The sequence below is a fragment of the Microbacterium sp. 1.5R genome, from assembly GCF_007667425.1.
In the GTDB taxonomy this organism is placed as follows: Bacteria; Actinomycetota; Actinomycetes; order Actinomycetales; family Microbacteriaceae; genus Microbacterium.
This window is the reverse complement of record NZ_VDRC01000001.1, coordinates 566944-593828: the sequence shown is the minus strand read 5'-3', so window position 1 is coordinate 593828 and position 26885 is coordinate 566944. Positions and strand designations below refer to the sequence as shown.

Annotated in this window: 23 protein-coding genes; 21 read left to right on the top strand and 2 right to left on the bottom strand. The window is 69.4% G+C overall.

Annotated elements, in window-relative coordinates; genetic code table 11:
* Nucleotides 1-27 precede the first annotated feature (27 nt).
* The 3 genes from FSY98_RS02910 to FSY98_RS02900 all read left to right on the top strand — a co-directional run bounded on the left by FSY98_RS02910 (nucleotide 28) and on the right by FSY98_RS02900 (nucleotide 3741).
* A complete protein-coding gene (locus tag FSY98_RS02910; RefSeq protein ID WP_260857240.1) occupies nucleotides 28-1236 on the top strand; it encodes a DUF1624 domain-containing protein in 1209 nt (402 codons plus the stop codon).
* Nucleotides 1237-1303: 67 nt separating this feature from the next.
* Nucleotides 1304-1876, top strand: a complete 573-nt coding sequence (msuE, locus tag FSY98_RS02905) for an FMN reductase (protein WP_144873815.1) — start codon at nucleotides 1304-1306, stop codon at nucleotides 1874-1876.
* 65 nt (nucleotides 1877-1941) lie between these two features.
* A complete protein-coding gene (locus FSY98_RS02900) occupies nucleotides 1942-3741 on the top strand; it encodes a thioredoxin domain-containing protein (RefSeq protein WP_144873812.1) in 1800 nt (599 codons plus the stop codon).
* A gap of 2 nt (nucleotides 3742-3743) precedes the next feature.
* On the opposite strand, the gene FSY98_RS02895 is transcribed toward FSY98_RS02900, so the two are convergent.
* Complete coding sequence (locus tag FSY98_RS02895; protein ID WP_186307527.1) at nucleotides 3744-5300, bottom strand: dolichyl-phosphate-mannose--protein mannosyltransferase; 1557 nt, start codon at nucleotides 5298-5300, stop codon at nucleotides 3744-3746.
* Nucleotides 5301-5348: 48 nt separating this feature from the next.
* Between FSY98_RS02895 and rsmI the strand changes: the two genes are divergently transcribed.
* From rsmI to FSY98_RS02880, 3 genes are all read left to right on the top strand, one after another.
* On the top strand, nucleotides 5349-6170 hold the full coding sequence (rsmI, locus tag FSY98_RS02890; protein WP_144873810.1) for a 16S rRNA (cytidine(1402)-2'-O)-methyltransferase: 822 nt from the start codon (nucleotides 5349-5351) through the stop codon (nucleotides 6168-6170).
* On the top strand, nucleotides 6167-6862 hold the full coding sequence (locus tag FSY98_RS02885) for a class I SAM-dependent methyltransferase (RefSeq protein ID WP_260857239.1): 696 nt from the start codon (nucleotides 6167-6169) through the stop codon (nucleotides 6860-6862). Before rsmI ends, FSY98_RS02885 begins: the two co-directional genes overlap by 4 nt.
* 155 nt (nucleotides 6863-7017) lie before the next feature.
* Complete coding sequence (locus FSY98_RS02880; RefSeq protein WP_144873808.1) at nucleotides 7018-8115, top strand: LacI family DNA-binding transcriptional regulator; 1098 nt, start codon at nucleotides 7018-7020, stop codon at nucleotides 8113-8115.
* 48 nt (nucleotides 8116-8163) lie between these two features.
* Here the strand turns inward: FSY98_RS02880 and FSY98_RS02875 are convergent, their stop codons facing one another.
* Entirely contained in the window at nucleotides 8164-8532 is a 369-nt protein-coding gene (locus tag FSY98_RS02875; protein ID WP_144873805.1) for a VOC family protein, read from the bottom strand.
* A 71-nt stretch (nucleotides 8533-8603) separates the two neighbouring features.
* Here FSY98_RS02875 and FSY98_RS02870 point away from each other — a divergent pair, with 71 nt between their 5' ends.
* The 15 genes from FSY98_RS02870 to mmsB all read left to right on the top strand — a co-directional run bounded on the left by FSY98_RS02870 (nucleotide 8604) and on the right by mmsB (nucleotide 26884).
* Nucleotides 8604-9050 carry a MarR family winged helix-turn-helix transcriptional regulator gene (locus FSY98_RS02870; RefSeq protein WP_144873803.1) on the top strand — a complete coding sequence of 149 codons (447 nt, stop codon included), beginning with the start codon at nucleotides 8604-8606 and terminating at the stop codon, nucleotides 9048-9050.
* A 152-nt stretch (nucleotides 9051-9202) separates the two neighbouring features.
* A complete protein-coding gene (locus tag FSY98_RS02865; protein WP_260857238.1) occupies nucleotides 9203-10867 on the top strand; it encodes an ABC transporter substrate-binding protein in 1665 nt (554 codons plus the stop codon).
* Complete coding sequence (locus tag FSY98_RS02860) at nucleotides 10864-11844, top strand: ABC transporter permease (RefSeq protein ID WP_144873801.1); 981 nt, start codon at nucleotides 10864-10866, stop codon at nucleotides 11842-11844. Before FSY98_RS02865 ends, FSY98_RS02860 begins: the two co-directional genes overlap by 4 nt.
* A complete protein-coding gene (locus FSY98_RS02855; protein WP_144873799.1) occupies nucleotides 11841-12764 on the top strand; it encodes an ABC transporter permease in 924 nt (307 codons plus the stop codon). Before FSY98_RS02860 ends, FSY98_RS02855 begins: the two co-directional genes overlap by 4 nt.
* Nucleotides 12765-12769: 5 nt before the next feature.
* Nucleotides 12770-14473, top strand: coding sequence for an ABC transporter ATP-binding protein (locus FSY98_RS02850; protein ID WP_144876577.1), 1704 nt, complete (start codon nucleotides 12770-12772; stop codon nucleotides 14471-14473).
* A 12-nt stretch (nucleotides 14474-14485) separates the two neighbouring features.
* The gene (locus FSY98_RS02845; RefSeq protein WP_144873797.1) at nucleotides 14486-15655 is read left to right on the top strand and encodes a glycoside hydrolase family 1 protein; all 1170 of its coding nucleotides are present in this window, start codon (nucleotides 14486-14488) and stop codon (nucleotides 15653-15655) included.
* Nucleotides 15656-15716: 61 nt separating this feature from the next.
* On the top strand, nucleotides 15717-17258 hold the full coding sequence (locus FSY98_RS02840; RefSeq protein ID WP_144873795.1) for a molybdopterin-dependent oxidoreductase: 1542 nt from the start codon (nucleotides 15717-15719) through the stop codon (nucleotides 17256-17258).
* Nucleotides 17259-17309: 51 nt separating this feature from the next.
* Nucleotides 17310-18899, top strand: a complete 1590-nt coding sequence (gene metG, locus FSY98_RS02835; protein ID WP_144873793.1) for a methionine--tRNA ligase — start codon at nucleotides 17310-17312, stop codon at nucleotides 18897-18899.
* An 11-nt stretch (nucleotides 18900-18910) separates the two neighbouring features.
* Entirely contained in the window at nucleotides 18911-19792 is an 882-nt protein-coding gene (locus FSY98_RS02830) for a TatD family hydrolase (RefSeq protein ID WP_186307526.1), read from the top strand.
* A 31-nt stretch (nucleotides 19793-19823) separates the two neighbouring features.
* Entirely contained in the window at nucleotides 19824-20693 is an 870-nt protein-coding gene (gene rsmA / locus FSY98_RS02825; protein WP_144873791.1) for a 16S rRNA (adenine(1518)-N(6)/adenine(1519)-N(6))-dimethyltransferase RsmA, read from the top strand.
* Between the two features lie 9 nt (nucleotides 20694-20702).
* Complete coding sequence (locus FSY98_RS02820) at nucleotides 20703-21770, top strand: aldo/keto reductase (RefSeq protein WP_144873789.1); 1068 nt, start codon at nucleotides 20703-20705, stop codon at nucleotides 21768-21770.
* 10 nt (nucleotides 21771-21780) lie between these two features.
* On the top strand, nucleotides 21781-22713 hold the full coding sequence (locus tag FSY98_RS02815; RefSeq protein WP_144873787.1) for a 4-(cytidine 5'-diphospho)-2-C-methyl-D-erythritol kinase: 933 nt from the start codon (nucleotides 21781-21783) through the stop codon (nucleotides 22711-22713).
* Nucleotides 22714-22842: 129 nt separating this feature from the next.
* Nucleotides 22843-23856: a LacI family DNA-binding transcriptional regulator gene (locus tag FSY98_RS02810; protein ID WP_396652317.1), complete on the top strand. Its 1014-nt coding sequence runs from the start codon at nucleotides 22843-22845 to the stop codon at nucleotides 23854-23856.
* 152 nt (nucleotides 23857-24008) lie between these two features.
* Nucleotides 24009-25529: a multiple monosaccharide ABC transporter ATP-binding protein gene (gene mmsA / locus FSY98_RS02805; RefSeq protein ID WP_186307631.1), complete on the top strand. Its 1521-nt coding sequence runs from the start codon at nucleotides 24009-24011 to the stop codon at nucleotides 25527-25529.
* The gene (gene mmsB, locus FSY98_RS02800; protein ID WP_144873785.1) at nucleotides 25526-26884 is read left to right on the top strand and encodes a multiple monosaccharide ABC transporter permease; all 1359 of its coding nucleotides are present in this window, start codon (nucleotides 25526-25528) and stop codon (nucleotides 26882-26884) included. The genes mmsA and mmsB overlap by 4 nt, the downstream gene beginning before the upstream one ends.
* The last annotated feature ends 1 nt before the right edge of the window (nucleotide 26885 follow it).

Genomic DNA, 26885 nt, shown 5'->3' with positions numbered 1-26885 from the left:
CACGGGTGCGCGTCTTACGATTCATGCGTGACCACCTCCCCTCCGTCCGACGTCGCCGCGCCGACCACCCTCGCCGTGACGCACTGGTTCCGCACCTTCGGGCGCGCTCCGCGCATCCTCGGTCTGGACGTCGCGCGGGGCCTGGCGATCCTCGGCATGGCGGGCGCTCACATCGGCGAGACCTCGACGTTCGACGTGCTCGATCCCTCCACGTGGCTCGATCTCGTGCACGGTCGGTCGTCGATCCTCTTCGCGGTGCTCGCGGGGGTGTCGATCGCCCTCATGACCGGTCGCCGTGAGCTGCCCGACCCCGCCCGTGTTCCCGGCATCCGTCTGCAGCTCGTCGGCCGCGGCGCGGTGATCTTCCTCATCGGGCTCGCGCTTGAGCTGCTCAACACGCCCATCGCGGTCATCCTCACCCTGTACGGGCTGCTCTACGTGGCCGTGATCCCGTTCCTGCGCTGGCAGCCGCTGCGACTGCTGATCGCGGCGGGTGTGCTCGCGCTGGTCGGACCGGCAGTGCTCGCGCTGACCGCTGTGTTCACGATGTTCCCGTTCGGCGCGGGGATCGGGCTGGTGCTGTACGGGTCGTACCCGCTCACCGTGTGGCTCGCCTTCGTGTTCGCGGGGATGGCGCTCGGGCGCCTCGGGATCGAGCGGATCTATACCGCGGCGGTGGCCTTGGGCGTCGGCGTGGGCCTCATGATCGTCGGCTACGGGCTCGGTCTCGTGGGCGCCGTCTCCGGCGTCGCGTCGTGGGCGCCCGAAGACGGGTCGGCGAGGAGCTCGGCCTCCGGCTGGGCCTCGTATCCCGACGCTCTGCGCGATGCCGACCCACTGGGCGCGGTGCTGTCAGCGATCTTCGGAGTCGACGCGCACTCGGGCGGCACTGCCGAGATCCTCGGATCGGGCGGCTTCGCGATCGCCGTGATCGCCTCGTGCATCCTGATGAGCGGGCCGCTGCGCTGGATCCTGCTTCCCCTCGGTGCTCTCGGGTCCATGCCGCTCTCGGCATACAGCGCTCACGTGCTCTCCGTGGCTCTGATCGTTGGACCGGGCGGCTACTTCACGAACAACCTCTTCTGGGCGGGCACCGCTGTCGCGCTGCTGCTCGTGACCTCTCTCTGGTCGATCGTCGTCGGGCGCGGACCTCTCGAACGCCTCGTCGGTCGCGCGGCTCACGCGATGGCCTCTGTGCCGGGGGCCGCTGGGTCGCAGACGCGGCCCTCCGCCTGAACACGGCTCATGTCGTTGTGTGTCGCCGGTCGCGACAGCGCGGGCGGTCGTGAGTAGCGTCGTCGGCATGACAGCCCCCTATCGCGTCGTCGCCGTGTCCGGCTCGCTGCACGAGCCGAGCAAGACCACGGCCCTCGTGCGGGCGATCGCCGAGGCCGTCGCCCAGCGCGCCGAGGTCGAGGTCGAAGTCATCGAGCTCACCGAGATCGGGCCGTCGCTCGCGGGTGCGCTGCGCCGCGACCAGCTCCCCGCAGACGTCGAGGAGAAGCTGCAGGCGATCGAGGCGTCCGACTTGCTGATCGTCGGCAGCCCCGTCTACCGCGCGTCGTTCACCGGTCTCTTCAAGCACCTCTTCGACTTCGTCGGCCAGTACGAACTCGTCGGCAAGCCTGTGCTGCTGGCCGCCACCGGCGGCGGGGAGCGGCACGCCCTCATCATCGAGCACCAGTTGCGTCCGCTGTTCGCGTTCTTCCAGGCGCTCACCCTGCCGCTCGGCGTCTATGCCAGCGACACCGACTTCGACGGCTACACGATCGCCTCCGACGTTCTCCGCTCGCGCATCGACCTCGCGACCGACCGCGCGCTGCCGCTGGTCGGCTACGCGGCGTCCCGCCCGATCGACACCGTGCTCGTCTCCTGAGCGGGCGCACGTCGAGCGCGGCGCCGGACCGCGCCCCGGCACCGCCGAGCGCGTAGCGTGGGGGGATGACGAACCGGCTCGCCGACACGCTCAGCCCTTACCTCCGCGCGCATGCCGACAACCCCGTCGACTGGTATCCGTGGGGCGACGAGGCGTTCGCCGAGGCCGAGCGGCGCGACGTGCCGCTGCTCATCTCGATCGGCTACTCGACCTGCCACTGGTGTCACGTGATGGCGAGGGAGTCGTTCTCCGATCCTGCGACCGCGTCCCTGATCGACGAGGGTTTCGTGGCCGTGAAGGTCGATCGCGAGGAGCACCCCGAGGTCGATGCGGCCTACATGGCCGCCGCCTCGGCCTTCACGCAGAACCTGGGCTGGCCGCTGACGGTCTTCACGACGCCGCGCGGTCGCACCTTCTACGCTGGCACCTACTGGCCGCCCGAGTCGCGGGGCCCGATGCCTGCCTTCCGCGACGTGCTCGCCGCGGTGCGCGAGGCATGGACCGAGCGACGCGCGCAGGCGGAGGAGTCGGCGGATGCGGTGACGGAGGCGCTGCGGCAGGCCGCGGCATCCGCCCCGTCCGACCTGCCGGACGCGCAGGCGATCACGGCCGCGGCACGTGCGATCGTGGCCCGCGAGGACTCCGTGCACGGCGGGTTCGGCGGCGCGCCGAAGTTCCCGGTCGCGACGACGCTCTCGTTCCTGCAGGCGCCCTTCGTTCAGCGAGAGGCTGCAAATGCCGCGGCGGCCGCCGACCGTGCGCTCTCCGCGATGGCGGCATCCGCCCTGCACGACGATGACGGGGGGTTCTTCCGTTATGCGACCCAGCGCGACTGGTCGGTGCCCCACTACGAGCGGATGCTGACCGACAACGCCCAGCTGCTCGACATCGCCCTCGCCGCCGGCGACGAGCGCACGGCGGGCGGCGTCGCCGCGTTCCTGCTCGCGTCGCTGCGTGAAGAGGGCGGCGGGTTCGGTGCAGCGCAGGACTCGGAGTCGTGGATCGACGGCGTGCGCGTCGAGGGCGGGTACTACCTGCGCCCCGTGGCGGAGCGCGTCGAGCTCGAGCCGCCGGCCGTCGACGGCAAGGTCATCACCGGCTGGAACGGCCTCGCTATCGCGGCCCTCGCGCGGGCCGGGGCTGCGCTGCACGAACCGGGGTGGGTCGCGGCCGCCGCGGAGGCAGCGGCGTTCGTGCTCCGGGTCAACCGCGACGCCTCGGGGCTGCTCGTGCGCGCATCGCTCGACGGATCGGCGTCACCGGCGGCGGCCACCGCGGCGGACGTCGCGCTGCTCGCCGACGGTCTCTTCGCCCTCGCCGTGGCCACGGGCGAGGCGCGCTGGGCGGAGGAGGCGCAGGGCTTCCTCGATCTCGCCGTCGCCGGACTGGAGGGCGATCCGCTGCTCGCATCGCGCGGCATCGCTGCGGCACCCGATCAGACCGACGGCGATCTCCCGTCGGCGTCCGCCGCCCTCGCCCACGCCGCGCTGACCGCCTGGAGGCTGGGAGCGGGCGATCGCTATCGTGCGGTCGCGGAGCGCGCCGTACACGAGCACGGCACCGCGGCGATCGCCCAGCCGTTCGCGCACGGCAGCCTGCTGCGCGTCGCCGCAGACCTGCTCGACGCCCCTCGACAGATCGTCGTCGTCACCGACGACGCCGGGGGCTCCCTCGCCGCCGCCGCGCGCCGGGTCGATGCCGACGTCGTGGCGATCGTGAATCCGGCGCAGGCTCGTGCATTCGAGGACGCGGGGTTCGAGCTCTTCGAGGGCAAAGCCGGCGCCTCAGAGCAGGCGTTCGACTGCCGATCGTTCGTATGCCTACTGCCGACCGGCGACCCGGCGGCGCTGACGCCGGAGCGCTGAGGTCAGATCCAGCCCGGCAGCCAGTTGTGCAGGCGCCAGAAGTCGTACGGCACGCTCACGCCCGTCCACACGGGGTAGTAGAAGGCCGAGACGAGGACGACGACGACGAGGAAGATCAGCACCGTGAGCTCGCCGGAGCGGCGTCGGGGCAACGGATCCTCTCTGCGACCGGCGATCTGCCGGAGCGCGACGGCGAGCGCGATGACGAGGAACGGCGCCATCGCGACCGTGTAGAACTGGAAGATCGTGCGCTCTGGGAACATCAGCCACGGGACGTAGGTCGCGGCGAGTCCGATCAGCGGGAACGTGAGCGCCGGGCCGCCGACCGGACGCCGCGTGACCCAGGCCCGCACCAGGCGGTACAGCAGATAGACCGCGGCGGCGATGCTCGCGTACCAGATCAGCGGGTTCGGGATGGTCGAGATCACCGCGATGCAGTGGTCGACACCGCACGGCCCCGGCTCGCCGGCGACCCAGACCGCGGTCGGCCGCAGCAGGAACGGCCATTCCCATGCGGGGCTCGCGTACGGGTGCCCGCGGGTCAGACCGACGTGGAAGTCGAGGATCGCCTTGTGATAGTTCGCCAGGGCGAGCAGCGGGTTGGGGTCGCTCTGCCTGGCGTAGCCGCCGGCGGTGACGAGCCAGCCGGTCCAGCTCGCGAGGTAGGTCGCGGCGGCGGGGACGACGAGCAGGACGAACGAGACGGGTCCCTGCGTGAACGCCGCGGCCGTGGGCCACAGCACGATGCCGGCGCGGCGACGGGCGAGCGCATCGGTGACGACGACGTACAGGCCGAAGGCCGCGAGCGCGTAGAGCCCCGACCACTTGACGGCGCAGGCGGCGCCCAGTGCGACACCGGCGGCGACGAGCCAGGGGCGACGCCACAGCACGCGTCCCCACATCGGGCCGGGGCTGCCGGGATCTGCGCGCTCCAGCACCGGGATGGTGCGGTCGCGGTCGTACAGGATGAACAGCGCCCCCAGCAGCAGGAAGAAGGTGAGCGGGCCGTCGAGCAGCGCCGTGCGGCTCATCACGATGCTGAGCCCGTCGATCGCGAGCAGACCGCCGGCGACGGTGCCGACGACGATCGAACCGGTCAGGCGGCGCGCGACGAGGTAGACGAGCAGCACGGTCGCGGTGCCGAGCAGCGCGGTCGCGAGACGCCAGCCGACCGTGTTGTCCGGGCCGCCGATCGCCATGCCGAGGGCGATCAGCCACTTGCCGAGCGGCGGATGAACGACGAACGACCCGACGTCCGACAGCGGCAGCTTCTGCAGCGTGATGAACGCCTCGTTCGCGTTCTCGCCCCAGGTGCCCTCGTACCCGAGCGTCCACAGCGACCAGGCGTCCTTGACGTAGTAGGTCTCGTCGAAGGCCAGCTGATGCGGGTGTCCGAGGTTCACCAGACGCAGCACGGCCGCGAGTGCGGTGACCACGAGCGGCGCGAACCAGCGCAGCATCCGCCCCCAGTCGGGGTCCTGCAGGATGCGGTCGCGCAGCCGCCCGTAGCGCGTCAGCCGTTCCTCGGGGGGAGGCAGCAGGGGGACGGGCTCGATCACCGCTCCAGCCTAGACAACCGGTCCTGCCGCCGCGTCTAGGCTGGGCGGGTGATCATCCTCGCCGCGACGCCGATCGGAAACCTCGGGGATGCCTCCCGTCGCCTCGTCGAGGTGCTGGAGAACGCCGAGGTCGTGGTGGCGGAGGACACCCGCACGACCGGACGGCTGCTGCAGGCGCTGGGCATCGCCAACCGTCCGCGACTGATCGCCCTGCACGATCACAACGAGAAGCAGAAGGCGGGCGAGCTCGCGGTGCTCGCCCAGGAGCACGACGTCGTCGTCGTCAGCGATGCGGGGATGCCGGCGATCAGCGACCCCGGCTACGGGCTCGTCGCCGAGGCCGTGGCCCAGGGCGTGACGGTCACGGCGATCCCCGGACCCAGCGCCGTGCTCATGGCGCTGGCCATCTCCGGACTGCCGACCGACCGGTTCACGTTCGAGGGGTTCCTGCCGCGCAAGCCGGGGGAGCGACGCTCGACGCTGACGGCGCTCGCCGCGGAGCCGCGCACGATGATGTTCTTCGAGTCGCCGTCCCGACTGGCGTCGACGCTGACCGATATGGGTGGGGCCTTCGGGGCCGATCGCCGCATCGCCGTGTGCCGGGAGCTCACGAAGCTCTTCGAGGAGGTGCGCCGCGGCACGGCATCCGAACTCGCGGAGTGGGCGGCCGGGGGAGTGAAGGGCGAGATCGTCGTGGTGGTCGAGGGCGCGCCGCGGCGCACCGTCTCGGCCGACGACGCGCTCGGGCAGGTGCAGGAGCTCGTGGCCTCCGGCATCCGTCTCAAAGACGCCTGCGCCGAGGTCGCCGCCGCGACCGGCCTGTCGTCGCGTGATCTGTACCAGTCCGCTCTCGCCGCCCGCCGCCCGTGACGGAGAATCGTCCGGCCGCAGAATCGCGTCGCCGTCGCACGGATCCGCGGGATACGTGCGACGGCGATGCGAATCTGCGACGCGAGCGCGACGTCATCGCCGCAGCATACGACGAGCGGGCCGCGGAGTACGAGGCGGTCGGAGGTCGGCTCTCCCAGATGGACCCCCGGGACGTCGCAACGATCCGTTCCTGGCGCGACGCCACGGCCGGCCCGGTGCTGGACGCCGGATGCGGCCCGGGGCACTGGACCGCGTTCCTCGCCGAGGGCGGGCGCGATGTCCGGGGCGTCGACCTCTCCCGGGAGTTCGTCGCCTCCGCCCGGCGGAGCTACCCCGGCATCCTCTTCGAGACCGGCTCCTTCCACGAGCTGTCGGTCGGGGAGGCTGCGCTCGGCGGAATCCTTGCCTGGTACTCGCTGATCCACACGTCGCCCGCCGATCTGCCGGCGGTGTTCGGCGAGTTCGCGCGCGTCCTGCGACGCGACGGCTCGCTGCTCATCGGCTTCTTCGACGGCGAACCGGGGGAGCCGTTCCCCCACGCCGTGACGACGGCGTACTTCTGGTCGGCGGAGGCCCTCGGCATCCTGCTCGTCGACGCGGGCTTCGAGGTCGTCGCGTCCGAACGCCGCGAGCGGGTGCCCGGCGAGATGAGCACGCGCCCGCATGGGGCGTTGATCGCCCGACGAGTCTGATGCGCGACCGGACGGCTGGAGAGGGTTTGCGCACTCCCGAAGGCTGAATCCCGGGCATCGGTCCTGTATTCCTGCACATCTCCGTGCGGGTCGCCTGCAAGTCACGTCGACAGAGCGGGTTAGCCTGGTGCTCACCCGAGCAGGATGGAGCGAGCGTGAGCAGGAAGGCGACCGTCTACGACGTCGCGGAGCGCGCTGCCGTGTCGATCGCGACCGTCTCGCGCGTGCTCCGGCAACCGGATGCCGTGCGGCCGGCGACCCGCGAGCGTGTGCTCGACGCGGTCACCGCGCTCGGGTACGTGCCCAGCGGCGCCGCTCGGGGCCTCGCCGAGCGTCGGACCGGGGTGCTCGGTCTCTACTTCCCGGGGTTCGACGCGGCGGAGGACGCACCGCCGCTCGATGTGCTGGGGGACCGCAGCCGCCCGCCGTTCGCAGTGGCCGAGGAACCGACCGAGCCGGTTCCGGCCCCCACCATGCTCTTCCTCGACGAGGTGCTGCGCGGCGCGGAGCTCGAGGCGTGGAAGCAGGGCTTCGTGCTGATGATCGGCGTGGGCCGCGACGATCCGACGCGCGAGACCGTGCGCGACATCGCCGGGCGGGTCGACGGACTCATGGTGCTCGCGCAGAGCGTGCCCGACGACGTGCTGGCGCGACTCGCGCAGCGGATTCCCGTCGTGGTGCTGTCGGGCCCGGCGCGGGGCGACGACTACGACCACGTGACCGTCAGCAACGCCGAGGCGATGGCGGAGCTCACCCGTCTCGTGCTCGCCGAGGCGGGCCCCGGACGACTGGCGTTCCTCGCCGGACCTGAGGACTCGCCGGACGGCGCACAGCGCTGGCAGGGCTTCGCCGCCGCGATCGCGGAGTCGGGGATCGCGGAGGACGACGTGACGGTGCTGCGCGGGGATTTCACCAGGGCTTCGGGGCGCCGCGCCGGCGAAGAACTCGTCACCGCCGGCCCGCCTGCAGCGCTGATCGCCGCCAACGACCAGATGGCGCTCGGCGCCATCGACGCGTTCCGCTCGGCAGGGCTCCGCGTGCCGGACGACGTGCGCGTCACGGGCTTCGACGGCATCGAGGCGGCAGCGCTCGCGCGCCCGGCGCTCACGACCGTGCGGCAGCCCATGATCGACCTCGGTCGTGCCGCGGTGCAGCTGCTCGCCCGTCGCCTCGAGCGCCCGGACTCCGCCCCGGTGACGGTGCGGCTGCCGCTGCGGATCCTGCTGCGCAAGAGCTCGCACCCGCGCACCTGAGGCTCGCACCCTCGCGCGTGACGCCGGGCGTCGCCCCGAGCGCCCATCTCAGGCGCGGTCGTGCAGGGTGATCCGATAGCCGTCGGGGTCGGCGAAGGTGAAGGTGCGGCCGAAGGGTCCGTCGATGGGCGCCGCGAGTATGGTGTGTCCGTCGGCCGCGAGGGCGTCGTGGATCTCCTGCACCTCGGTGGCGTGCAGCCAGATTGCGGCGCCGATGCCTGGGTGGGGGCCGGCGTTGATGTCGGTGCCCTCGACGATGTCTCGCAGGGCGAAGACGATCGGCGTGGTGTCGAAGACGACGGCGTGCGGAGGGCCGGCCGGGGAGCGGACGAGGCCGAGGTAGCGCTCGTAGAAGGCCTGGCTCGCGGACAGGTCGTGCACCTGCAGGGACAGGAAGTCGGGGCCGGTGGCAGGCATGATGTGCCTTTCGCGTAGAGGGCGTGTGTGTCAGTTATCTGACATGTCTGACCCTATGTCAGAATACTGACATGCGTCAAGACGGCATCGATCTCGACACCTCCCTCGGCTATCTCCTGAAGGAGGCCTCGAGCGCTCTCCGAGTGGCGATGGAAGACGTGCTGCGTCCGCTCGGCATGACCATCACGCACTACTCCTGCCTCGAACTGCTTGCGCAGCGGCCCGGTCTGACGAACTCCGAGCTCGCGCGCGGGACCTTCGTGACGCGGCAGTCGATGAACGTGCTGCTGCAGGCTCTCGAGCGCGACGGGTTCGTCACTCGACCGCGCGAGGCCGCGGTGGGCAAGGCGCTGCCGGCGCAGCTCACCGCGCGCGGGCGGACGAGCCTCGAGGCGGCGAGTGCGGCGGTGCGCTCGGTCGAGCTGAGGATGCTGGCGGGCCTCACCGACCGAGAACGGGACGCCGCACTGCGTGCGCTTCGCAGCATGGTCTCCGGGCTGCGCACGCCACGCGGCTGAGACGCATACCGCTACTCTCGACCTCCGGCGCGCGCAGCGTCAAGGGGTTGCATCCAGAAAATGTATGCGCTTACAATCGCTTATGCGGCTCCGTCCGCAGGGCGTCCCGACCCGCGGGACCCTTCATGACACAGACGACATGAGGTGGCAGTGTGGCGACGACGCACATGCTCCGACGCTGGCGCAGAGCAGCGATCGTGGGGCTCGCGGCAGCAGCCGTGGTGCTCAGCGGCTGCAGCATCCAGATCAGTTCTCAGCCCGATCCCTCGATCGGCGACGACACGATGCTGATCAACGCCGACAAGGGCAATCCGTTCTTCACGCGGAACTTCAACCCGTACCTGACCAACACGCGCACCGCGTCGCGGTGGATCTACGAGCCGTTGATCCTCGTGAACCCGCTCGACAACACGCTCAACCCGTGGCTGGCCGAGTCCTGGTCGCAGCCCGACGCACGCACCGTCGTGATGACGATCCGCGACGACGTCGAGTGGAGCGACGGCGAGCAGCTCACGCCCGACGACGTCGTCTTCACGTTCCAGCTGCTGAAGGACAACCCCTCGCTCGACATCAAGGGCGCGTGGCAGCACCTCGAGTCCGTCGAGACCTCCGGCGACGACGTGATCATGCACCTGCAGGGCGACGACGCCCCCTCGCTCTCGATCCTCGGTCTCACGATGATCGTCCCCGAGCACCTCTGGGCCGACGTGAAGGACCCCGGCACATTCCGCAACGAGAACCCGGTCGGCACCGGTCCGTTCGTGCTCGGCAACTACAACGACCAGCAGTATTCGATGGACAGGAACCCCGACTACTGGCAGGCCGACGACATCGAGATCGAGCACATCATCCTGCCGGCCACGAACACCCAGCTCGACACCGTCACGCGCGGGTACGACTGGTCATACTCGTTCATCTCCGACGTCGAGGGGACGTGGGGTGCCGCGAGCGAGCACAACACCTGGTGGTTCCCGCCGGGTGGCGTGATCGCGCTGCTCCCGAACCTCGAGGTCGCCCCGTTCGACGACGTCAATGTGCGCCGCGGCATCGCGCTCGCGCTGAACCGTGACGAGATCGCCGAGACGGCATCCGAGGGGTACATGCAGCCGGCCGGGCAGACCGGCCTGATCCTGCCCAACCAGGAGGAGTACCTCGACCCGTCGATCCCCGACGGCGGCATGATCACGCAGGACAGGGATGCCGCGCTCGCGGCCTTCGCCGAGTCGGGCTACACGCTCGACGGCGACCGCCTCGTGGGTCCGGACGGCGAGCAGCTGGAGTTCGCGCTCACCACCGCGAACGGCTATTCCGACTGGACGCGCGCGGCGCAGACCGTGCAGCGTCAGCTCGCGGACGTGGGGGTGAAGGTCACCCTCAAGCTCCCGCAGCCGGCCGGCTACCAGAGTGCCATCAGCAACGGCGACTTCGAGATGGCGATCGGTGGCATGGGCGGCGGCGACCCCTACCAGGCGTACAACAACCTGCTGTCGAGCGAGTTCTACGTGCCGTCCGGCGAGGCGACGGCCAACAACTTCGAGCGCTATCGCTCCGACGAGGCCGATGCGCTGCTGGCCGAGTACCGCGAGACGATCGACCCCGCGCGTCAGACCGAGATCGTGCACGAACTGCAGGGGATCGTCTACGACGAGGTTCCCGTGATCGGCATGTACTACGGCGGCATCTGGGGTCTCTTCAACGACGAGAAGTTCACCGGATGGCCCAGCGCCGACGACCCGTACATGATCCCGCAGAACTACGACTCGGCACCGCTGCTGATCTTCACGAAGCTCGAGCGCGTGAAGGGAGACGACAAGTGAAGTACGTCCTCCAGAAGCTCGGCCTGTTCGTGCTCACGCTGTGGGCCGCGGTCACCCTGAACTTCTTCCTCCCGCGCATGATGCCCGGGTCGCCGGCGGATGCCGCGATCGCGAAGCTCTCGCAGAACGGCCCGGTGTCCGATGCGACCAGGCGCGCCATCGAGGCGCAGCTCGGCGTGCCGACCGGATCGCTGTGGGACCAGTACGTGGCCTACCTCGGTCAGGTCGTCCGGCTCGACTTCGGCGTCTCGTACACGTTCTACCCGCAGAGCGTGTCGAGCATGGTCTCGACGGCGCTGCCGTACACGATCGGCCTCGTCGGCATCGTCACGATCCTCGCGTTCGTGATCGGCACGCTGATAGGCGTCACCGCCGCGTGGCGCCGCGGCACGTGGCTCGACACGATGCCGACGCTGACCGGCTCGTTCCTCAGCACGTTCCCGTACTTCTGGACGGCGCTGCTGCTGCTGTTCTTCCTCGGCTACGTGCTGCACTGGTTCCCCACGACGGGGGCCTACGCCGCGACCACCGCCCCGGGGTTCACGGGCGACTTCGTCGCCGACCTGGTGCGGCACGCGATCCTGCCTGCCCTGACGATCCTGCTGACGTCGCTCGGCGGCTGGATCATCGGCATGCGCAACGCGATGATCAACACGCTCGGCGAGGACTACGTGACCTTCGCCGAGGCGAACGGTCTGCGTGGCCGCACGATCGCCCTCCGCTACGCCGCCCGCAACGCGATCCTGCCGAACCTCACCGGCTTCGGCCTCACGCTCGGAGGCGTGGTCGGCGGGTCGATCCTCGTGGAGCAGGTCTTCCAGTACCCCGGCATCGGGTATCTGCTCTTCAACGCCGTGATCGGGCAGGACTACCCGCTCATGCAGGCGCTCTTCCTGATGATCACCGTGAGCGTGCTCATCGCCAACTTCCTCGTGGACATCCTCTACGGGGCTCTCGACCCGAGGACTCGCCGATGAACGCTTCGGAAAAGACCATCACCGTCAAGGTGCCGACCGACCGGATCGCCGCGCCGAGCCCCTGGCGCGCCTTCGGCCGGATGGTCGGCACGCTCTGGTCCAACGGCAAGGCGCGGCTCGGCCTCATCATCCTCGGCCTGTTCGTGCTGGTCGCGGTGTTCGCACCGCTGCTGGCGCCGTACGGCGCGAAGGACAACGGCTTCGAGCGCAACGCGGACGCCTCGGCCGCGCATTGGCTGGGCACGACGGCGGCCGGGGAAGACGTCCTGAGCCAGCTGATCTACGGCTCCCAGATCAGTCTGCTGGTCGGGCTCGCGGCCGGCATCCTCTCCACCGTCGTCGCCGTGCTGATCGGACTCAGCTGGGGCTACATCCGCGGCTTCGCGGGAGAGGTCATCGGCTTCATCGTCAACCTCTTCCTCGTCATCCCCGGCCTGCCGCTCATGATCGTCATCGCGGCGTACCTGCAGAACGGCGGCATCCTCATGATCATCGCGGTGATCGTGATCACCGGGTGGGCGTGGGGAGCACGAGTGCTGCGCAGTCAGACGCAGTCGCTCCGGGGCAACGACTTCGTCGCCTCGGCGCAGTTCTCGGGCGACAGTCCGGCGCGCATCGTGTTCCGGGAGATCCTGCCGAACATGACCTCGATCATCGCCGGCACCCTGTTCGGCGCAGCGACCGCGGCGATCCTCGCCGAGGCCGGCCTCGAGTTCCTCGGGCTCGGCGACTCCAGCATCGTCAGCTGGGGCACGATGCTCTATTGGGCGCAGAACTCCAACTCCCTGCTCACCGGGCAGTGGCTGCTGCTGTTCGCCCCCGGTCTCTGCATCGCGCTGCTGGCGCTGAGCCTCACACTCATCAACTTCGGCGTGGACGGCATCTCGAATCCGCGCCTGCGCGAAGGGAAGGGCCGATGAGCGCCATGACCGAGAACGACGTCCTGCTGCAGGTCGAATCCCTCTCCGTCGAGTACGCCTCGCCGGGTGCCACCCCCGTGCCCGCTGTCGAGGACGTGTCGTTCACGCTGCGCCGAGGCGAGTTCGTGGGCCTCGTGGGGGAGTCGGGGTCGGGCAAGTCGACCCTCGGCTTCGCACTCACCCGGCTGCAGAAGCCGCCGGCGCGCATCAGCGCCGGGCGCATCCTCTTCGGCGGGCGCGACATCCGCGAGCTCGATGCCGAGGAGCTCCGCCGTCAGCGCCAGGGCGGGTTCGCCATGGTGCTGCAGTCGGGCATGAACGCCCTCAACCCGGTGCGCAAGGTCGGCGACCACTTCCGCGACATCTTCGCCGCGCACGGCCACGTCCCCAGCGACGACCGCGAGGCCAGGGCACAGGAGCTCGTCGGCAAGGTCGGGCTCGACCCGAGCGTGCTGGCCAGCTATCCGGGCGAGCTGTCGGGCGGTATGCGGCAGCGTGCCTCGATCGCGCTCGCACTGTCGCTGGAGCCGCAGCTCATGGTGTTCGACGAGCCGACCACTGCGCTCGATGTCCTCGTGCAGCACGCGGTGATGGACACGATCAAAGACCTGCAGCGCACGGAGGGTTTCACGGCGATCCTCATCAGCCATGACCTCGGCATCGTGCTCGAGGCGACTGATCGCGTCATGGTGATGCACGAGGGGAGGATCGTCGAGGACGCACCGAGCCTCGACATCCTGCACAGACCGCAGGACGAGTACACGCGGATGCTGCTCAGCCACTACGCCGACCCCCGCGCCGAGAAGATCACGATCCCCGGCTTCGTCGACCTGGGCACCCGCCGCCGCGAAGGGCGCGCGCGGACCGACGTCACCGAGACGGTGCCGACCGTCTCGCAGCGCGACACCCGTCGGGCGGACGCGGCGATCGTGCTGGAGGGCGTGTCGAAGGTCTACCCGGCCCGCCGGCGAGGTGAGAAGCCGGTCACCGCGGTGGACGACGTGTCGTTCCGCCTGGAGCCGGGGGAGGCGCTCGCACTCGTCGGCGCGTCCGGCTCGGGCAAGTCGACGATCGCGAAGCTCATCACCGGAGTCGAGAAGCCCTCGGACGGATCGGTGCGCTTCGGCGACGTGGACGTCGCCTCGCTGCGACGGAGGGGTCTGCGAGACCTCCGTAAGGACGTGCAGATGGTGTTCCAGGATCCGTACGCGGCGCTCAACCCGCTGCACACGGTCGAGTACACGCTCAGTCGACCGGTGCGCAACTACACGGCGCTCCGCGGAGCCGAGGCACGCGCCCGTGTGCTGGAGCTGCTCGAGACGGTCGGACTCACACCCGTTGAGCAGTTCGCGGCGAAGCTGCCGCATCAGCTCTCCGGCGGACAGCGTCAGCGCGTGGTCATCGCGCGGGCGCTCGCCAGCGACCCGCAAGTGCTCATCGCCGACGAGCCGGTGTCGATGCTCGACGTGTCGCTGCGCGCCGGGGTGCTGGCGCTGCTCGAAGACCTGCGCGAACGGTGGGGCATCAGCATGCTCTACATCACGCACGATCTGCTGAGCGCGCGGCTCGTGACCGAGAACATCCTCGTGCTCAACGGCGGTCGCGTCGTCGAGCGCGGCGAGACGGCCGAGGTGCTGCAGCATCCGGAGGATCCGTACACGGTCCAGCTGCTCGATGCCGTGCCGAATCCATCACGTATCTCGAGATAGAAAGGAGCACTCGTGCTCGCATTCCCTGACGGCTTTCTCTGGGGCGCTGCCACCGCAGCCCATCAGGTGGAGGGGAACAACACGACCAGCAACTGGTGGGCCATGGAGCATGCCCCCGGGTCACCGATGGTGGAGCCCTCGGGCGACGCCGCCGATCACTTCCACCGATACCCGGAGGACATGCGTCTGCTCGCCGAGGCCGGACTCAACTCCTACCGGTTCTCGGTGGAGTGGGCGCGGATCGAGCCCGAACGCGGCTTCGTGTCGCGGGCGATGCTCGACCACTACCGGCGGATGATCGACACCGCCCGCGACAACGGGCTCGACCCGACGGTGACGCTCATGCACTTCACGGTGCCGCAATGGTTCCAGAGGGACGGCTTCTGGCGGGCGTCCGACGCCGTGGACCTGTTCGGCCGGTACGTCGAGACGGTGCTCCCGATCCTCGATGACGTCACCTACGTGTGCACGATCAACGAGCCGAACATCGCCGCCATGCTCGCCGGGGGAGAGGATGCCGCGAACCTCGTCGCCTACGGCCTGCCGAACCCCGACCTCGCTGTCGCCGACACGCTGCTCGACGCGCACCACCGGGCGTCGGAGATCCTGCACTCGCAGTCCGGCATCCAGGCGGGGTGGACGATCGCCACGCAGGCGTTCCACTCCACGGGGGAACCCGGCGCCGACGAGATGCTCGCCAAGTACGGCGACCCCCGCGACCATTGGTACCTGGAGCAGTCCGCCGGCGACGACTTCGTCGGCGTGCAGGCGTACACCCGCACGTTCATCGGGCCGGAGGGGCCGCGGCCCGTCGCCGAGGACGTCGAGACCACCCTCACCGGATGGGAGTTCTTCCCGGAGGCGCTGGAGCTCGGTGTGCGCAGTGCGTGGGAGCGCAGCGGTGGCGTACCGGTCCTGGTGACCGAGAACGGCATCGCCACGGCCGACGACACCCGCCGTGTCGCCTATACGCAGGGCGCCCTGGAAGGGCTGCACCGTGCGATCTCGGACGGCATCGACGTGCGGGCCTACCAGCACTGGAGCGCGCTCGACAATTACGAATGGGCGAGCGGCTTCGCCCCGACGTTCGGCCTGATCGGCTTCGATCGCGAGACGTTCGCCCGTTCGCCGAAGCCGTCGCTGGCGTGGCTCGGCGAGGTCGCGCGGCGCAACGCGCTCTGACCGCTCGTCGTCCGGGGGCTGCACGGCCCTCGGACGGCTGTCCCGGGGTTACGCTCGGTCCATGAGCCATGCCATGACCGCCCGCCGAGGCGGCCGACTCCGATCAGCGGCGGCCGGCGTGGGCGCGGCGGTCGTCGCGGTCGGCGTCGGCGAGCTCGTCGCGGCGGTCGTCGAGCCGGCGGCGAGCCCTGTCGCCGTGATCGGCGGCGGCCTGATCGACCTGGCGCCCAGCTGGGCGAAGGATGCCGCGATCGCGCTGTTCGGCACCGGCGACAAGGCCGCTCTGATCACCGGCATCGCCATCGTCCTCGCCGCGGTCGCCGCGCTCGCCGGCATCCTCGAGGCGCGCCGTGCGGGGCTGGGCTCCGTGCTTCTCGGAGCGCTCGGGGCGCTGGCCCTCGTCGTCGCGATGATCCGCCCAGGCGCCGGCCCGTTCGCGTGGCTCCCCGGACTCGTCGCGGGGGTCGTCGCCGTGATCGCTCTGCGTCTGCTCATGCGCACGGTGCAGCCGGCGCCTTATGTGCGCACCGAACCCGAGGAGCGCCGCCGCTTCCTGCTGTGGACCGCCGGTGTCGCCGCCACGGGTGTCGCGGCGCTCATCGTCGCCAATGTCGCGCGCGGGGCGACGCGGTCGATCGAGGCAGTGCGCTCCGCGCTCCGGCTTCCGCAGCCCGCCAGCCCCGCCGCCCCTGTCGCCGCCGGCGCCGATCTCGGCATCCAGGGCCTCGCCCCTGTGGTCACCCCGAACGCCGAGTTCTACCGCATCGACACCGCGCTCGTCGTTCCGCGCATCGATCCGGCGGATTGGCGACTGCGCATCCACGGCATGGTGGAGCGCGAGGTCGAGATCGGCTGGGACGAGCTGCTCTCCCTCCCGATGCAGGAGTCGCACGTGACGCTCGCGTGCGTGTCGAACTCGGTGGGTGGGGACCTCATCGGCAACGCGCGCTGGCTCGGCCATCCCATCCGCGATCTTCTGGCTCGCGCGGGTGTGGATTCGGATGCCGACATGGTGCTGTCCACCTCGTCCGACGGCTTCACGGCGTCCACGCCGATCGAGGCGCTCACCGACGACCGCGACGCGCTGCTCGCCGTCGGCATGAACGGAGACCCGCTGCCGCTCGAGCACGGGTTCCCGGTGCGCATGGTCGTGCCCGGATTGTACGGATATGTGTCGGCGACGAAGTGGGTGACGAATCTCGAGGTGACGCGATTCGACCGGGTGACCGCGTACTGGACGACGCGCGGCTGGTCGGATCACGGTCCCGTCAAGCTGCAGTCGCGCATCGACGTGCCGCGTCGCGGGCAGCGGATCGAGCCGGGCGACGCCGTGATCGCCGGCATGGCCTGGCAGCAGCACGTGGGGGTCGACGGCGTCGAGGTGCGCGTCGACGGCGGCTCGTGGCAGACCGCGGAGCTCGCGAGCGCGATCTCGGCTGACACGTGGGTGCAGTGGAGTCTCCCGTGGACGGCGGAGGCCGGCGCGCACACGATCGAGTGCCGTGCGGTGAGTGCCGACGGCGAGACGCAGACCTCCGAGCCCGCAGCCCCGGCTCCCGACGGTGCCCAGGGCTGGCACCGCGTCGAGGTGACCGTCGGCTGAGGCGGGTCGGCCCGGCGTAACCGCCCCCGGCATCGCACCTAGAATTGCTCCATGCCCGCAGGCGAATCCTTCTACATCACGACGCCCATCTACTACCCGTCCGACGTGCCTCACATCGGCCACGGGTACACCTCGGTGGCGGTCGACGCGCTCGCGCGCTGGCACCGTCAGGGCGGCGACGACACCTGGATGCTGACGGGCACCGACGAGCACGGTCAGAAGATGCTCCGCGCGGCCGCTGCCAACGGCGTCACCCCGCAGGAGTGGGTCGACAAGCTCGTCACCGAGGCGTGGTTCCCGCTGCTCGAGACCCTCGACGTGGCGAACGACGACTTCATCCGCACGACGCAGGAGCGCCATGAGGAGCGGGTGAAGAAGTTCGTCCAGGCGATCTACGACCGCGGCTATATCTACGCTGGCGAGTACGAGGCGCTGTACTGCGTGGGCTGCGAGGAGTTCAAGCCGGAGTCCGAGATCCTCGACGGCACCGGCCCCTTCGAGGGGCTCAAGGTGTGCGCGATCCACTCGAAGCCGCTCGAGCTGCTGCAGGAGAAGAACTACTTCTTCAAGCTCAGCGAGTTCCAGGACCGCCTCCTCGAGCTGTACAGGACGCAGCCCGACTTCATCCGCCCGGAGTCCGCGCGCAACGAGGTCGTCTCGTTCGTGCGACAGGGTCTGAAGGATCTGTCGATCTCGCGGTCGGCGTTCGACTGGGGCATCGAGGTGCCGTGGGACAGCTCGCACGTCATCTACGTGTGGGTCGACGCCCTGCTCAACTACGCCACCGCCGTCGGCTACGGCGACGACCCCGAGACGTTCGACCGCCGCTGGCCGGCGTATCACGTGGTCGGCAAAGACATCCTGCGCTTCCACGCCGTCATCTGGCCGGCCATGCTGATGGCGGCAGGGCTCGACGTGCCGAAGGGCGTGTTCGCGCACGGCTGGCTGCTCGTCGGCGGCGAGAAGATGTCGAAGTCGAAGCTCACCGGCATCGCCCCGACGGAGATCACCGACGTGTTCGGATCTGACGCGTACCGGTTCTACTTCCTCTCGGCGATCGCGTTTGGCCAGGACGGCTCCTTCTCGTGGGAGGACCTCGCGGCCCGCTACCAGGCAGAGCTCGCCAACGGCTTCGGGAATCTCGCGTCGCGCACGACCGCGATGATCGAGAAGTACTTCGAGGGCGTCGTACCGCCGCCCGCGGACTATCTCGAGGGCGACCTGGTGATCCAGCGTCTCGTCGCGCGCGCGACGACGGACGCGGATGCCGCGATCGAGCAGTTCCGCATCGACGAGGCGATCCGGGCGATCTGGACGGTCGTCGACGCTCTCAACGGCTACATCACCGCGAACGAGCCGTGGGCGCTGGCCAAGCAGGCCGCCGCCGGCGACGAGTCGCAGCGCGAGCGCCTCGGAACCGTGCTGTACACGTGCGCCGAGGGGCTGCGCGCGCTCGCCGTGCTGCTGTCGCCGGTGATGCCGCAGTCGACCGAGAAGCTGTGGATCGCGCTGGGTGCGGCCGAGACGCTGGGCGGCGTGCAGGACCAGCCGATCCGCGAAGCGGGGGCATGGGGTGCGCTGAAGCCGGGGACGAGCGTCAACGGGCTCGCGCCGCTCTTCCCGCGCGTCGAGCAGGCCTGACGGAGAATTCCGTGCCGGAGACCTACGTGCAGCGGCGTGACGGCGACGGGCGCAAGGATCTGCGGTACCCCGCGGCCCCTGAGCCCCTCGCCGTCCCCGTATACGACAACCACGCGCACCTCGAGATCCTCGACGGCGACGAACCGCTGTCGCTGACCGAGCAGCTCGACCGGGCGGAGGCCGTCGGCATCGCCGGGGTGATCCAGGCGTCCGGTGACATCGAGTCCTCGCGATGGGCGGTCGAGGCCGCGGCATCCGATCGTCGAGTGCTGGCCGCGGTGGCGATCCACCCGAACGATGCCCCGACGTACGCCGAGGAGGGGCGTCTCGACGAGGCGCTGGCCGTCATCGACGAACTCGCGGCGCATCCGCGCACCCGGGCGATCGGCGAGACGGGGCTGGACTTCTTCCGCACCGAGCCCGACCGTCGCGCTCCGCAGTTCGCGTCGTTCGAGGCGCACATCGCACTCGCGAAGAAGCACGGCATCGCCATGCAGATCCACGACCGCGACGCGCATGACGCCGTTCTCGAGACGTTGGCCAGGGCGGGCGCGCCGGAGAAGACGGTGTTCCACTGCTTCTCGGGCGACGACGCGATGGCGCGGGTGTGTGCGGATGCCGGCTACCACCTGTCGTTCGCGGGCAACGTGACGTTCAAGAACGCGCAGAACCTGCGCGACGCCCTGAAGGTCACGCCGCTCGATCGCATCCTCGTCGAGACCGATGCGCCGTTCCTCACGCCGACGCCGCTGAGAGGACGCCCGAACGCGCCCTACCTGGTGCCGATCACGGTGCGCTTCATGGCCGCTGAGCTCGGACTCGACGTCGACGAGCTGTGCGCACAGCTCGCCGCGAACACGATCCGCGTCTACGGCTCCTTCGGCGACGACTGAGGCGCGCTCCGCCGTGGGGGAGAATGGACCAATGACCGTCACCCTGCTCGGCGCCACCGAGATCCGCCGCCTCGCCGCCGAGCTCGACGTCACCCCGACGAAGAAGCTCGGGCAGAACTTCGTCGTCGACGCCAACACGGTCCGCAAGATCGTGCAGGCTGCGCGGGTGGATGCGGGAGAGCGCGTCGTCGAGATCGGGCCTGGGCTCGGCTCGCTGACGCTGGCCATCCTCGAGACCGGCGCCGCGGTGACGGCCGTCGAGATCGACCACCGACTGGCCGCGCGGCTGCCGCAGACGGCTGTCGACCACGGTGTCGAGTCCGATCGCCTGACGGTGGTGGATGCCGACGCGATGCGCGTCACCGAGCTCCCCGGCGAGCCGACGGTGCTGGTCGCCAACCTGCCGTACAACGTGTCGGTGCCGGTGCTGCTGCACTTCCTCGAGACTTTCCCGTACCTGCAGCGCGGTGTCGTGATGGTCCAGGCCGAGGTGGCGGAGCGCCTCGCCGCGAAGCCGGGATCCAAGATCTACGGGTCGCCCAGCGTCAAGGCTGCCTGGTACGGCGAGTGGAAGCTCGCGGGCACGGTGTCGCGTCAGGTGTTCTGGCCGGTGCCGAACGTCGACAGCCTGCTGGTCGGGTTCGACCGTTCAGAGGGCGAGCGGGGCTCGGAGGACGAGCGTCGACAGACCTTCCGGATCGTGGATGCCGCCTTCAACCAGCGTCGCAAGATGCTGCGTCAGGCCCTCTCCGGGGTCTTCGGGAGCTCGGCGGCCGCGTCCGACGCCCTCATCGCGGCGGGGGTCGCTCCCACCGCGCGGGGGGAGGACCTCACGGTCGACGACTACCAGCGGGTCGCGCAGCAGGTCAACGCCGTCGGCGTGGCGGCCGCGTCAGACTAATCTGGCACTGTGACCGACTCTCCGCGCTTCCGTCCGAACATCCCCGAGCTCCACCGCCCGTACGCCGCCGATGAAGGCCGCTACGGACAGTTCGAGTACCGACAGGTCGGCTCGTCCGGCCTGTACCTGCCGCCGATCTCCCTGGGTCTCTGGTGGAACTTCGGCGACAACATCCCGCTCGACAACCAGCGCACGCTGCTGCGTCATGCGTTCGATCGCGGGATCACCCACTTCGACCTCGCCAACAACTACGGCCCGCCCTACGGGTCGGCCGAGAAGAACTTCGGTCGCATCTTCGCCGAAGACTTCCGCCCGTACCGCGACGAGCTCATCATCTCGTCGAAGGCCGGGTGGGACATGTGGCCGGGTCCGTACGGCGACTTCGCCAGCCGCAAGTACATCCTCGCGAGCGCCGAGCAGTCGCTGACCCGGATGGGTCTCGACTACGTCGACATCTTCTACTCGCACCGGGCAGACCCGGTCACGCCGGTCGCAGAGACGATCGGTGCTCTCGACACCCTGGTCCGTCAGGGCAAGGCGCTGTACGTCGGCATCTCCTCTTACGGTGCCGAGCGCACGGCGGAGGCCGTCGCGGTGGCGAAGGATCTGGGCACCCCGCTCGTGATCCATCAACCCGCGTACTCGATCCTCAACCGCTGGGTGGAGGACGGACTCACCGAGACGCTCGAGAAGTCGGGTCTCGGCGCGATCGCCTTCACGCCCCTCGCCCAGGGGCTCCTGACCGACAAGTACCTCGGCGATGGCACGGCGGATCGTGCGCAGAAGCGCGGATCACTGCCCGACGCCCCGCTCGGTGACGAGGCACTGCAGATCCTGCGATCGCTGAACGAGATCGCCCGCGACCGCGGCCAGTCCCTCGCCCAGCTCGCGCTGCAGTGGACCCTGCGCAACCCGGTCGTCGCGTCGGCGCTGATCGGGGCCTCGCGACCGGAGCAGCTCGACGAGAACATCGCCGCCGTAGGCGGCCCCGCCTTCACCGACGAGGAGCTGTCGCGCATCGACGAGCTCTCGGGTTCGATCGACGTCGACCTCTGGGCGACCTCCGCCAAGCTCTGACGGTGCTGCCATGACGTTCGCCGCCCCCGCCGATTCCGTGCACGTGCGTGCACCGGGCAAGATCAACGTCTATCTCGGCGTGGGCGGCCGTCATGAGGACGGATACCACGCGCTGGCGACCGTCTTCCAGGCGGTGTCGCTGTACGAGGACGTCATCGCACGGCATGCCGAGGACTTCTCGCTCACGGTCTCGGGCGTCGACGACCCCGACACCGTGCCGCTCGATGACCGCAACCTCGCGATGCGTGCGGCCAAGCTGCTCGCATCGGCCGCCGACTACCACGGCGGTGTCGCCCTCGAGATCCGCAAGAGCGTTCCCGTGGCCGGCGGCATGGGCGGAGGATCTGCGGATGCTGCGGCGGCGCTCGTCGCCTGCGACGCTCTGTGGGGCACCGGCTTCTCGAGCGCGCGTCTGCACGAGCTCGCGGCTCGCCTGGGCGCTGATGTCCCGTTCGCGCTGCACGGGGGCACCGCAGTGGGTACGGGGCGCGGTGACCAGTTGCACCCCGCGCTCGCGCGCGGACGTTTCGACTGGGTGCTGGTGCCGAGTGACGAGGGCCTGTCGACGCCGCTCGTGTACGCGCGACTCGACGCGCTCCGCGAGGAGGAGGGTGCGTTGGCCGACGATCCGCCGCTCTCCCTCGACGTGCCGATCCCGGTGCTGCAGGCCCTCCGCTCCGGTGACCCGGATCTGCTCTCCGAGAGTATCTACAACGATCTGCAGGATGCCGCGCTGCACGAACGGCCCGAGCTCGAGACGACGATCCTCCGCGGGATCGATGCCGGCGCGCTGCAGGGCGTCGTGTCGGGCTCGGGGCCGACTGTCGCCCTGCTCTGCGCCGACGCGGACGCCGCGCGCGCGGTGCAGGCCTCTCTCGACGCGCAGGGCATCGACTCGATGCACGTGCACGGTCCCGTCGCGGGTGCCCGGATCGTCGGCTGACGCCCGGCCCTCCGCAGCCTCTCATCGTCGCTCGCGGGTGACCACCGGCCGGTCATCGAAGTGCGTTCACCCGCCCGTGGATACATAATGGGGTGACGATGTGACCGTGCACATGCAAGGAGGCCTGCGGTGTCGACTGCCTCCGAACGCGCCAGGATGCCGAGCATCCGCGACGTCGCCCGGCTCGCCGGCGTCTCGCATCAGACCGTCTCTCGTGTGCTGAACGATCACCCCAGCATCCGCCCGGAGACAAAGGCGAAGGTCCTCGACGCGATCTCGGTGCTCGACTATCGGCCGAACCTCGCCGCACGCGCTCTCGTCACGAGCAAGTCGAACATGCTCGGCATCCTGTCGGCGACGGTGGGGGAGTTCGGCCCCACCTCATCGATCGTCGGCATCGAGGACGCGGCTCGTGAGGAGGGGTACTCCGTCTCGACCCTCAATCTGTCGGCGACGTCGCCGGAGGCGATCGGCAGTGCGCTGCGGCAGCTGGCCCGCGAGCAGGTCGACGGCATCGTCGTGCTCGCCCCGCAGGTGCGGGTGTTCCACGTGCTGCGGGCGATGGCGAGCGACACCCCGTTCGTCTCCCTCCAATCCGCGTCCGGCTCCGACGGGGTGAGCCTGTCGGCCGACCAGGTCGCCGGGGCGCGCACCGCGACCGAGCACCTCATCACCCTCGGGCACAGCGACATCATCCACCTGGCCGGACCGCAGGACTGGATCGAGGCCGAGTCGCGCATGCGCGGCTACCTGGAGGCGCTCCGCGAGGCCGACCTGCCGACGTTCCCGCCGATCCGCGGCGACTGGACCGCCGACTTCGGCTACTTCGCCGGGCAGGAGCTGGCGCGCCGTCGGGACTTCACGGCGATCTTCGTGGCCAACGACCAGATGGCGATCGGTCTCATGCACGGGTTCCGTGATGCGGGCATCCGCGTGCCCGAGGACGTGAGCGTCGTCGGCTTCGACGACATCCCCGTCTCGGCGCACGTCGCGCCGACTCTGACGACCGTGCACCAGGATTTCCCTGAGCTCGGGCGCCGTGCCGTGCGGCTGTTGCTGGCGCAGATCCGCGGGGAGGACCCCCCGGTGTTCGGGGCGCTGCAGACGACGCTGCGCACCCGCGAATCGGCCGCGGCTCGATAAGCCAACAATTCGCACCGTGGTCTTGACACCGCCTCGGGGAGCGTAGACTATGTACCAATGTGAACGGTCACATCGACGGTGGCCGCACGTAGCGAGGAAGATCCGTGAGCACCACAGCAACGTTGCCGGTCGTGTCTGGCCCGATCCTGGAGATGCGCAGCATCACCAAGGAATTCCCGGGAGTCAAGGCGCTTTCTGACGTCTCCATCACCGTTCGCGCGGGCGAGATCCACGCCATCTGCGGGGAGAACGGCGCAGGCAAGTCCACCCTCATGAAGGTGCTGTCGGGGGTGTACCCCTACGGCTCCTACGAGGGCGAGATCCTGCTGTACGGCGAGGAGCAGCGCTTCCGCGACATCGCTGCGAGCGAGCAGGCGGGCATCGCGATCATCCACCAGGAGCTCGCGCTCATCCCCGAGCTGTCGATCACCGAGAACATCTTCCTCGGCAACGAGATCCGCCGGTTCGGCCGCATCGACTGGCAGGCCCAGCGTCAGCGGGCCACCGAGCTGCTGGCCCGCGTCGGCCTCAAGGAAGACCCGGACGTCGCGATCAAGACGCTCGGTGTCGGCAAGCAGCAGCTCATCGAGATCGCGAAGGCGCTCAACAAGGATGTCAAGCTGCTCATCCTCGACGAGCCGACCGCCGCGCTCAATGAGAACGACTCCCAGCATCTGCTCGACCTGATCCTCGGCCTCAAGGCCAAGGGGATCGCCTCGATCATGATCAGCCACAAGCTCAACGAGATCGAGCAGATCGCCGACGAGATCACGATCATCCGCGACGGCCGCACGGTCGAGACGCTCGACATCTCGCGCGGCGAGATCAACGAGGACCGGATCATCCGCGGAATGGTGGGTCGCTCGCTCGAGAGCCGCTACCCTGATCGCACACCGGAGATCGGAGAGGTCTTCTTCGAGGTCAAGGACTGGTGGGTGCAGCACCCGTCGGTCGCCGAGCGCATGGTCGTCAAGGGGTCGAGCATCGACGTCCGCCGCGGCGAGGTCGTGGGCATCGCCGGCCTCATGGGCGCCGGCCGCACCGAGTTCATGATGAGCCTGTTCGGCCGTTCGTACGGCAACTTCCAGTCCGGCACGATCATCAAGGACGGCCAGGAGGTCGTCATCCCCGACGTCTCGTCGGCGATCAAGCACGGCCTCGCCTATGTGAGCGAGGACCGCAAGGTGCTCGGACTCAACCTGCTCGACACGATCAAGCGCTCCGTCGTCGCCGCCAAGCTGTCGAAGATCACCCACCGCGGCGTGGTCGACGAGCGCGAGGAGTTCTCGGTCGCCGAGCGCTACCGCAAGGCGCTGCGCATCAAGACGCCGTCGGTCGAGGAGGGCGTGGGCAAGCTGTCGGGTGGCAATCAGCAGAAGGTCGTCCTCGCGAAGTGGATGTTCACCGACCCCGACCTGCTGATCCTCGATGAGCCGACCCGCGGCATCGACGTCGGAGCAAAGTACGAGATCTACGCGATCATCAACGAGCTCGCTTCGCAGGGCAAGGGCGTCATCGTCATCTCCAGCGAGCTGCCCGAGCTGCTCGGCATCTCCGACCGCATCTACACCGTCTTCGAAGGTCGGGTCACCGACTGCATCCCGGCCGACCAGGCAACACCCGAGGCCCTCATGCGCAGCATGACCTCCGCTACTCAGAAAGCATCCGCATGACCACCGACCTCACGACAACGAAGCGTGGCTTCCACTTCGGCGACATCCGCAAGATGTTCGGAAGCAACGGCACCTCGTCGCTGCGCCAGTTCGGCATCCTCGGCAGCCTGATCGTCATCATCGTCCTCTTCGAGATCTTCACGCTGCTGCGAAACGGTCCGAACGGTGCGACGCTGACCCCGGGCAACGTCATCAACGTCATCAACCAGTACTCGTTCATCCTGATCCTGGCGATCGGCATGGTGATGGTCATCATCATGGGCCACATCGACCTGTCGGTGGGTTCGGTGGCGGCGTTCACCGGCATCATCGTGGCGAAGTCGATGGCCGAGTGGAATCTCCCCTGGCCGGCCGCGATCCTGCTCGGCCTCGCCGTCGGAGCTCTGGTCGGCGCCTGGCAGGGCTTCTGGGTCGCCTACGTGGGGGTTCCCGCGTTCATCGTGACGCTTGCCGGCATGCTGTTCTTCCGCGGCGCCCAGCAGTGGATCGGCGACGCGCAGACGATCCCGGTGCCCAAGGGCTTCCAGTACATCGGCACCGGCTACCTGCCGGAGATCGCGCTCCCGCTCCCGTTCAACGTGCCGACGATGATCCTCGCGCTCATCGGTGTCGCGTGGCTCATCTTCTGGGAGATCCGCACCCGCCGCATCCAGCACAAGATGGGCTCCGACTCGGCGCCCGTGTGGGTCAGCACCGTCAAGGTCGTGCTGCTCTCGGTCGTCGTGCTCGCCGCCGGCTGGATGTTCGCGACCGGTCGCCCCGGCACGAGCTTCCCGGTTCCGGGCATCATCCTGCTCGCCCTCGTCATCATCTACTCGTTCGTCACCCGCAACACCGTCTTCGGACGTCACATCTACGCGGTCGGCGGCAACCGCCAGGCCGCTCGCCTGTCGGGCGTCAAGGACCGCTGGGTCGACTTCTTCGTCATGATGAACATGTCGGTCATGGCCGCCCTCGCCGGCATGATCTTCGTCGCTCGCTCGCAGGCCTCCGGCCCGAACGACGGCACCGGCTGGGAGCTCGACGCCATCGCATCGGTCTTCATCGGTGGCGCGGCCGTCGCAGGCGGTATCGGCACCGTGATCGGCTCGATCATCGGTGGTCTCGTCATGGCCTTCCTCAACAACGGCCTCGCACTGCTCGGCCAGGGTGCCGACGTCGTCTCGATGATCAAGGGCCTCGTGCTCCTGCTCGCGGTCGGCATCGATGTCTGGAACAAGCAGCAGGGTCGTCCGTCGATCATCGGGTTCATGACGCGTCGCTGGGGTCGCAAGGACGATCCAGAAGCGTCGCCGGTCTTCGAGCCCAACAAGACTTACCAGGCCCCACCCGTCGAGAAGACGCGGGGCGAGTAAG

What these genes read in the sequence shown, in the direction of transcription:
- mmsA (WP_186307631.1), top strand. Translation starts at nt 24,009, where the DNA reads ATGCGCAGCATCACCAAGGAATTCCCGGGAGTCAAGGCGCTTTCTGAC.
- FSY98_RS02875 (WP_144873805.1), bottom strand. Translation starts at nt 8,532, where the DNA reads ATGCCTGCCACCGGCCCCGACTTCCTGTCCCTGCAGGTGCACGACCTG.
- FSY98_RS02815 (WP_144873787.1), top strand. Translation starts at nt 21,781, where the DNA reads ATGACGTTCGCCGCCCCCGCCGATTCCGTGCACGTGCGTGCACCGGGC.
- FSY98_RS02840 (WP_144873795.1), top strand. Translation starts at nt 15,717, where the DNA reads ATGAGCCATGCCATGACCGCCCGCCGAGGCGGCCGACTCCGATCAGCG.
- msuE (WP_144873815.1), top strand. Translation starts at nt 1,304, where the DNA reads ATGACAGCCCCCTATCGCGTCGTCGCCGTGTCCGGCTCGCTGCACGAG.
- FSY98_RS02850 (WP_144876577.1), top strand. Translation starts at nt 12,770, where the DNA reads ATGACCGAGAACGACGTCCTGCTGCAGGTCGAATCCCTCTCCGTCGAG.
- FSY98_RS02855 (WP_144873799.1), top strand. Translation starts at nt 11,841, where the DNA reads ATGAACGCTTCGGAAAAGACCATCACCGTCAAGGTGCCGACCGACCGG.
- metG (WP_144873793.1), top strand. Translation starts at nt 17,310, where the DNA reads ATGCCCGCAGGCGAATCCTTCTACATCACGACGCCCATCTACTACCCG.
- mmsB (WP_144873785.1), top strand. Translation starts at nt 25,526, where the DNA reads ATGACCACCGACCTCACGACAACGAAGCGTGGCTTCCACTTCGGCGAC.
- FSY98_RS02870 (WP_144873803.1), top strand. Translation starts at nt 8,604, where the DNA reads ATGCGTCAAGACGGCATCGATCTCGACACCTCCCTCGGCTATCTCCTG.
- FSY98_RS02900 (WP_144873812.1), top strand. Translation starts at nt 1,942, where the DNA reads ATGACGAACCGGCTCGCCGACACGCTCAGCCCTTACCTCCGCGCGCAT.
- rsmA (WP_144873791.1), top strand. Translation starts at nt 19,824, where the DNA reads ATGACCGTCACCCTGCTCGGCGCCACCGAGATCCGCCGCCTCGCCGCC.